At 45.7% G+C, this 2,697-nt stretch carries 3 protein-coding genes and 1 pseudogene; 1 reads left to right on the forward strand and 3 read right to left on the reverse strand.

Annotation, left to right across the window (positions count from 1 at the left end):
• Positions 1-50 precede the first annotated feature (50 nt).
• On the forward strand, positions 51-128 hold the full coding sequence (locus tag FTT77_RS17650; RefSeq protein WP_373687588.1) for a hypothetical protein: 78 nt from the start codon (positions 51-53) through the stop codon (positions 126-128).
• A 28-nt stretch (positions 129-156) separates the two neighbouring features.
• Here the strand turns inward: FTT77_RS17650 and FTT77_RS17090 are convergent.
• The 3 genes and pseudogenes from FTT77_RS17090 to FTT77_RS17100 all read right to left on the reverse strand — a co-directional run bounded on the left by FTT77_RS17090 (position 157) and on the right by FTT77_RS17100 (position 2,550).
• A pseudogene (locus FTT77_RS17090) lies at positions 157-1,760 on the reverse strand (IS66 family transposase).
• Positions 1,761-1,933: 173 nt separating this feature from the next.
• Complete coding sequence (tnpB, locus tag FTT77_RS17095; protein WP_171531795.1) at positions 1,934-2,146, reverse strand: IS66 family insertion sequence element accessory protein TnpB; 213 nt, start codon at positions 2,144-2,146, stop codon at positions 1,934-1,936.
• A gap of 20 nt (positions 2,147-2,166) precedes the next feature.
• Complete coding sequence (locus FTT77_RS17100; RefSeq protein WP_171531796.1) at positions 2,167-2,550, reverse strand: transposase; 384 nt, start codon at positions 2,548-2,550, stop codon at positions 2,167-2,169.
• Positions 2,551-2,697 lie beyond the last annotated feature (147 nt).

Here is a 2,697-nt window from a genome sequence, read left to right on the forward strand (position 1 = left end):
AATGCTATCGAGGGCTATCTCAGATATTAAATGATGCTAGGGAGCAAGGTCTGCCAGAAGATTGGCTACCTATTTGTGAAGATAATGGTAGTTATTATTGCCTATCTCCTAATCATAAAATTAGATAGTAAGCGTCCGCTGAATCCCATACCAATTTTAATTCGATTTAGGTTTCCAGCAGTGTGGCAGTAACTCTTCAATCTGGGTCACTTTATGTGTCGGTAACCTTTTCAGCACATCACTTAAATAGGCATACGGATCCAAGCCATTCAGCTTTGCTGACTGGATTAAAGTCATGATATTCGCCGCTCGCTGGCCGCTGCGCAGCGAACCTGCAAACAGCCAGTTCTTGCGCCCCAACGCCCAGGGACGCATCTGATTCTCGACCCAATTATTGCAAATCGGTAGATTGCCATCATCCAAATAGCGGCTTAAAGCTGGCCAACGCTTCAGAGTGTAATTGATGGCCTTGGCGGTGGGAGAACTCGATGGCACTGTCAGATGATGTTGGTTGAGCCATTCATATAGTTGTTGCATCACTGGTTGACTATGCTGTTGTCGGTATTCGCGGCGGTGTTCTGCCGTACCGTCGGTCTTTCTCCTGAGTTCTGCTTCTATCGCATACAGTTTCTGAATCAGCACTAATGCCTGTTCAACGACCTGACTTTTCCCGGTCACATGCAGTTCGTGGAATTTACGACGTGCATGCGCCATGCAGCCCACCTCAATGACCTGACCTGATTTAAAGCGTGCTTTATAACCGCTGTAATCATCACAGACCAGATGGCCCTGCCAGTCTTTCAGAAACGCTTCAGCACGCTGACCTGAACGACTACCCTGAAAGTCATAGATCACAGCTTGAATTGGATTATATTGGGTTGTTGCATAAGCCCAGACATAACCTTTCTTCGGTTTTTTATCATTCTCACCCATCCGCATGATGGTGACCGGCGTTTCATCTGCATGCAGCACCCGCTGTTGCAACACCACCTATTTTAAGGCATTAGCCAGAGGTTCCAGTTTCACACCGCAGCGACCAATCCAGTCAGATAAAGTAGATCTGGACAGATCAATGCCAGCCCGCTGATAGATCAGGCGCTGACGGTACAGCGGCAAATGATCGGCATACTTCGATACCAGCACATGGCTGAGCAATTCAGGTGAAGCAATGCCTTTATCAATCACATAGGCGGGCATCGCTTGCTGAGTCAGGGTGTCGCACTGATCACAGACCCATTTGCCACTTACATGCTGTTCCTTATAGAACTGTGCCGGTCTGAAATGCAGTTTTTCACTGATATCTTCGCCGATACGACGGAGTTGGCATCCACAAGCACATTGGGTTGATGCAGGTTCATGCTCGATTCGAATCGTAGGTAAGTGAGTTGGCAGCAGTCGACGTTTAGGTTTGTTGACTGTGGCTTTGTGTGTCACTGCATCGGTTTTATCTGCATTTAATCGTTCTAATTCCAGATCAACCGCAGCAATATCTTCTTCAACCGCTTCGTCCATAGATGGATTTGTTTTGCGGTGAGATGTTCGTTTTTACTACCGAATTTATGCTTTTTAAACAGCGCCAGTTCATGCTCGTATTTTTGATTGAGAATAGAAAGATGCTGAACTTTGGCATCCAATTGCTGGTTTGATTTTTCTAATTCTTGATTTGATTGTGCCAGAGACTGATGCTGCATCGCCAACTGCCGGGTGAATTCCAGCAGTTGTTCATGGGTCAGTTGGCTTAAGTCAGGCAGTGTATTCATGACCGCAGTATGCCTGAGGTCATGAGAATAATGAAATAGAACGTTTGGAGAATAGCAGAATGTACCAGCCTAGTTTAGAGCATTGTTACCACCTGCTGTCGTCCAATGCGCTGCCAGGGCAAACCCTGAATCAGTGCCTGTAACTGTTCTGGACTGAGAGCTACGTTTTCACCCTAGTGAACTTTAGCCCAGTGGAATTTTCCCTGTTCCAGCCGCCTGGCACACAGCCAGATGCCCAGTCCATCATGTACCAGCACTTTCATACGATGGCCACGTTTATTACAGAACAGGTAGGCGCAATGCGGTTTGATTGAGCCAAAGGCTTTCATAATCTGCGCCATAGCCGTATCCATACCCGCACGCATGTCCATGGGCTGGGTAGACAATCAGATTTCATCAATGCGGATCATGTTGCAAGTACCTTGAGTAATTCTGCTAAAGCAGATATTTTCGATACTTGCCATTTCAAGCCAATTTCTGCTTTTGAGTGGGGTAAGGTAATTTGAACCGTTAACATGTCAGTAGGATTAGGATCTAATGGTGCAGAGCAAGATAAGGCAATAAATGCAGATTTATTCGGTAGTGGTGAGCGATCACTCCTTAGCTTAGCATCAATTAAGCGAATCCATTTGGACACAAGATTTGTATTCAATCCATGTTGCAAAGCAACCGAAGCAATTGAAACCTCCGGTGCTTTACAAGCCTGAACGATCTGTTGTTTAAATTCAGCACTATATGTTCTTCGTTTTTTCGCAAGAGATGCGAAGGATGTCTGATTATTTGTAGTCATAAATTTAAGTACCCACTTGTGTTGGCACTGTTGCAAATAACCACGAATGGTAAGCTGAAGACTGTTTTAGCTAAAGGTGCAGCATATGAATCCTTTCCATGGTCGGCATTTTCAGGGCGAAATCATTCTTTGGGCTGTGCGCTGGTA

This window comes from Acinetobacter sp. YH01010, from assembly GCF_013420775.1.
GTDB classification, from domain to species: domain Bacteria; phylum Pseudomonadota; class Gammaproteobacteria; order Pseudomonadales; family Moraxellaceae; genus Acinetobacter; species Acinetobacter amyesii.